Source organism: Blastocatellia bacterium, assembly GCA_035573895.1.
GTDB lineage: Bacteria > Acidobacteriota > Blastocatellia > HR10 > HR10 > DATLZR01.
Map to the genome: position 1 here is coordinate 1 of DATLZR010000146.1, position 3,839 is coordinate 3,839.

The window sequence follows — 3,839 nt, forward strand, 5'->3', positions numbered from 1 at the left end:
TGCGGTCATCACAACGAAGTTCCGGCACACGGCAGGCGCAGGACGCGATGGAACCGGTCTCGGTCGAGTGGTGCTGTCTGACTCGGATCACCCTCTTCTCGCTCCTCAAACGGACCGCTCGCCTCGACTCCTCACCTTCGCCGAGAATTCCTGACTGTCATCGGACCCCAGCAATTCCCGGTCAGCCCGTAACGGGCTGAATTTTTGCGCATTTTTTCAGTGAGCTACAGCCATTTTCACCGGGGATTGCTGTCGAGGCCCCTTGAAGGTCGTTCTGGGTGTGCTAGAATTTTTATTGCCATTCCATCACAAAGGAGGTCGTGGATTATGCTGAGGAAGGTTGTCGGCATATTGACGATTCTCCTTGTGCTGGGAGGGGCTACCGTCGCGCTCGCGGCCCAGAAGGAAACGCGCCGTGATATTACCTTCTCCGAAGACATTCTCATTGCGGGCCAGCTTGTCCGCAAAGGAACCTACACGCTGGTCTATCAACCCGGTGTGGAGGGCCAGGCCACACTGATGAAAGGAGCAGAGGTTGTGGTCCGTGTCCCCTACCGGCTGCGGTCGCTCGATAAGAAAGCGACCACAAATTCATTCTCTTATCGCCGGACGGGGCCGCAACCTGTGCTGCTTCAAGTCGTTTTCTCTGGGCAGCGCGAGGCGCTCGTCTTTGAGGAAAGCGCCCGATAGCCCTCCTGCGGTAGCCCTTCGCTGAAGTACGGAGCGCGGCCACGTCGTGGGCCGTGCTCCCGATTGGTGTGGAAGGATTTTTGTTAGATATTGGAACTCGCTTCAAAGAGGAATTGCGGCTAGTGCAGGTGAACGATACGCAGCGGCAACGAGGCCGAGATCCAGCGTTTTTCCGACGTGATGATGCCCCGCATCGTGTACGTCCCCTCGGGCAAAATTCCCGCCGTTGAATCGGGGAGGGAAAATTCCTTCGTGTAGCGAAGCGACGTCCCCGCCTTCACAAGCTCCGTTCCCAGCACGGTGAGAAAGGCTTTATCCGCCGACCACTGGAAGACGATCTTCCCGGCTTCGTCCTCAAGGATGAAATCGAATCGCTGCGAACTGCGAAAGGTAAGTTCGAGGTCTTCGTCGCTCTGGTTGCTGAGTGTGATTTCCGCCCGCACAACTGGACCAGGTATGACCGGTGGTAGCGGCGGCTGAAGGTTATAGGAATAGACGGCGCGATCCAGAGTGAAAGCGATCGTGATCCCTGTCGGTGACATAACGGTCCTCTGCGATGCACTCGGTGAGGCAGCTTCGTCATCCAGCGCGCTCGGCGATGAGGCACTCCCCCTCTGGAGAATCAGAATGGGGGCGAGGACGACCAGGATGACGATCGCCTGAAACAATTGCCGCGTGTATGGCAGGTGTTTCATCAGATGACCTCCTGTTGGCGAATTTTTATGTCACGGGTTGTTTCATCAATCCAGGTCAGCTCGACCGTATAGACATTGGGACCGACGACACGGCCAAGTTTATCCCCCCATTCGATGACGACGACCGCCGGTTCAGCCAAAATCTCTTCGATCCCCAGGTGATCGGAGAGAGCCCGCGCATCCTCCAGCCGATAGAGATCAATGTGATAGAACCGCAATCGTCCCCGATGCTGGCTGATGAAGGTGAACGAGGGGCTGGTGACGTCATCGGGATCAATTCCCAGACCCGCCGCCAGTCCTTTGGCGAAGACTGTCTTGCCGGTGCCGAGATCGCCGATGAGCAAAAAAATCGCAGGCTGAGAAAGCTCGCGGCCGATCTCTTCGGCGAGCGCGAATGTCTCCTCCGGCGCGCGCGTGATGAAACTTCCGGTGATGCCCGCTCGGGTGGTCATGGTTGTTTTGGGTGGAGGCATCTCCACCGGTTGTCGTGGCGACATCGTCTCTCCATCGGCCCGAAGAATTGATGCCGACAGGACGGCTTTCCGTGATGTTTCACCAGATTCTCTCCCCGCGTCGAGAAAACGAGTCGCCGGAGTGTTCCTCCACGACGGCCCGCACAGCCGCACCGACATGCGCGGTGATGTCCGACGCCATCAGCGCGCGGGTGCCGAGAGTACGAGCCGCCAGATCACCGGCAAGCCCATGAAGATAGACGGCCGCCAACGTCGCGTCGAGGGGGGAGTTCCGATCCTGAGCCAGGAATCCGGCGAGAATCCCGGTGAGAACATCTCCCGATCCGGCCGTGGCCATTCCCGGATTGCCCGTGGGATTGATATACACCTGACCATCGGCTGAAGCGATCAGCGTGCGATTGCCCTTCAGCACCAGGATGAGCGAATGCTCAGTGGCAAAGCGACGAGCAACCTCGACCCGATGCTCGAGCACATCCTGAATGGGGATGCACATGAGCCGGGCCATTTCTCCCGGATGAGGTGTGGCGATGAGCGGCACGTCCCGGCCGGTGATGTCGTCCGGCCAGGGAGCCAGACAATTCAATCCGTCGGCATCCACGATGGCGGGAACCGTCCGACGTCGCAACAGGTCATGAACGAACCGGCGCGTGCTCTCGGCGGTTGTGATGCCGGGACCGAGAGCAAGAACATCGCGTTCGCCGGCCAGTTGAAGAGCCCGCTCAAGCGCCGTGTGCGCGAGACTTCCTTCGGGCGTTTCGTCGAGCGGCTCCGTCATCGCTTCCGCGACATGCGAGATGATCAGTGAATGGCAGGAGGCCGGAGTCCCCACCGTCACCAGCCCCGCGCCGGAGCGAAGCGCTGCTTGAGCCGCCAGGCAGGCGGCACCGGGTTTGCCCCGTGACCCGGCGATGAGAAAGACATGACCGTAGGTTCCTTTGTGACTCGTCGGCGACCGACGCGTCCGACAAAGCCAGGCCGCGATCATCTCCGGCGCCAGCAGAGTCAGCGTGGGTCCGACACTTTCGATCAGCTCCTGCGGCGACCCAATGGGTGCGACGACTAACTCGCCTCCGTAATAACAGGCCGGCGGCAGCACGTTGGCCGGCTTCGGCGCGGTGAAGGTCACGGTGAAATCAGCCGAGACCGTCGGTCCCAGCGGTCGGTCCACATCGGTGGGCAACCCCGACGGAAGATCAACGGCGACAATGCGAACGGTTCGCGCCGGCTCCTCGAACAGCGCGGCGAGATCCCGGATAACCTCCGCGTACAATCCTTCCGCCGGGCGCTCGATTCCCGTTCCCAGAATTCCATCTACCACCAGGGCGTAGTGCTTGAGGTGCTCTCGAAAAGGCTGCCAGGCCGTTGCGTCTGTCACCTCGGTGAATGTCAATCGGGAGGTTGCGCCCGCGAGTTTCTTAACGATGTCAAAGTTCATGCGCGCGTCACCCGTCGTTTTGTCCAGCGAGCTGAGGAGGGCAACATCCACGCGAGCGCCGCTCATCCACGCCAGACGCGCGAAGGCTGCACCATCGCCACCATTATTTCCTTTGCCGCAAACGACCAGGATGTGCCGCCCGGCCACCGGTCCCAGTCGCGTCTCGACCGCTCGAAGAATCTGTCGGGCCGCGTTTTCCATCAGGAGCAAGCTGGGGATTCCGTATCGCTCGGTGGTGAGCCGATCAACCTCGCGCATTTGTGCCGCCGTGAGAACGCGCATCGCGCTTCATTGTAGCACGAAAAGCGGCGCGAGGAAGACGCATCGTCTCACCGTCAAGAGGAGGAGTGGATCATTCCCGCGAGAAAATAATCTGCCTCCGGTCGAAGGGGGATTTCTCCGCCCAGGAAGGGGACGTGCTCCCGGCAGGAATCGAACCTGCGGCCTAGCGCTTAGGAGGCGCTCGCTCTATCCAACTGAGCTACGGGAGCACACTCACGACTGATATTTTAGCAGCGAGACGACGGGGTACCCAGCCAGCCGTTC

At 60.1% G+C, this 3,839-nt stretch carries 4 protein-coding genes and 1 tRNA gene; 1 reads left to right on the forward strand and 4 read right to left on the reverse strand.

Annotation, left to right across the window (positions count from 1 at the left end; genetic code table 11):
- Positions 1 to 327 precede the first annotated feature (327 nt).
- Positions 328 to 690 carry a hypothetical protein gene (locus VNM72_12660; protein HXF06248.1) on the forward strand — a complete coding sequence of 121 codons (363 nt, stop codon included), beginning with the start codon at positions 328 to 330 and terminating at the stop codon, positions 688 to 690.
- Positions 691 to 809: 119 nt separating this feature from the next.
- Here VNM72_12660 and VNM72_12665 read toward each other — a convergent pair whose 3' ends face one another.
- The 4 genes from VNM72_12665 to VNM72_12680 all read right to left on the reverse strand — a co-directional run bounded on the left by VNM72_12665 (position 810) and on the right by VNM72_12680 (position 3,784).
- Positions 810 to 1,385: a BsuPI-related putative proteinase inhibitor gene (locus tag VNM72_12665; GenBank protein HXF06249.1), complete on the reverse strand. Its 576-nt coding sequence runs from the start codon at positions 1,383 to 1,385 to the stop codon at positions 810 to 812.
- Positions 1,385 to 1,882 (reverse strand): tRNA (adenosine(37)-N6)-threonylcarbamoyltransferase complex ATPase subunit type 1 TsaE, encoded by a 498-nt coding sequence (gene tsaE, locus VNM72_12670; protein HXF06250.1) that lies wholly within the window; start codon positions 1,880 to 1,882, stop codon positions 1,385 to 1,387. The genes VNM72_12665 and tsaE overlap by 1 nt, the downstream gene beginning before the upstream one ends.
- A 55-nt stretch (positions 1,883 to 1,937) precedes the next feature.
- On the reverse strand, positions 1,938 to 3,575 hold the full coding sequence (locus VNM72_12675) for an NAD(P)H-hydrate dehydratase (GenBank protein ID HXF06251.1): 1,638 nt from the start codon (positions 3,573 to 3,575) through the stop codon (positions 1,938 to 1,940).
- Between the two features lie 135 nt (positions 3,576 to 3,710).
- Positions 3,711 to 3,784, reverse strand: a tRNA-Arg gene (locus tag VNM72_12680).
- Positions 3,785 to 3,839: the final 55 nt, after the last annotated feature.

What these genes read in the sequence shown, in the direction of transcription:
- VNM72_12660 (HXF06248.1), top strand. Translation starts at nt 328, where the DNA reads ATGCTGAGGAAGGTTGTCGGCATATTGACGATTCTCCTTGTGCTGGGA.
- VNM72_12665 (HXF06249.1), bottom strand. Translation starts at nt 1,385, where the DNA reads ATGAAACACCTGCCATACACGCGGCAATTGTTTCAGGCGATCGTCATC.
- tsaE (HXF06250.1), bottom strand. Translation starts at nt 1,882, where the DNA reads ATGTCGCCACGACAACCGGTGGAGATGCCTCCACCCAAAACAACCATG.
- VNM72_12675 (HXF06251.1), bottom strand. Translation starts at nt 3,575, where the DNA reads ATGCGCGTTCTCACGGCGGCACAAATGCGCGAGGTTGATCGGCTCACC.